This is a genomic window from Arthrobacter sp., from assembly GCF_031988865.1.
Taxonomy (GTDB): Bacteria; Actinomycetota; Actinomycetes; order Actinomycetales; family Micrococcaceae; genus Arthrobacter_B.
Window position 1 is genome coordinate 51828 of sequence record NZ_DALZXY010000015.1, and the last position, 238, is coordinate 52065.

Genomic DNA, 238 nt, shown 5'->3' on the forward strand with positions numbered 1-238 from the left:
CGACTGGTACCAGCTCTCCTCCGTCCGGGAACGGCTGCGTTCGCTGGAGGCGCTGGCCCAGGAGCGCCGGCGCCTGCTGGGATCCGCCGATCCAATGCCGGATCCCGGGCGGGATCCGGAGAAGCTGCAGGCCCAGGCCGAGCGGATCCGGGCCGAGGCTGCCGAGCTGGAGGCCGCAGCCGAGGACCGGGAAGGTGCGCTGGAAGACGCCGTGGAAATCCGGGCCGCGGCGGAAGAG

The 238-nt window shown here is 73.1% G+C and carries 1 protein-coding gene; it reads left to right on the forward strand.

Annotated features, from left to right (window positions below; translation table 11 throughout):
* On the forward strand, positions 1 to 238 hold a 238-nt coding region (locus RTN46_RS04830), incomplete at both ends, for a hypothetical protein (RefSeq protein ID WP_312179451.1).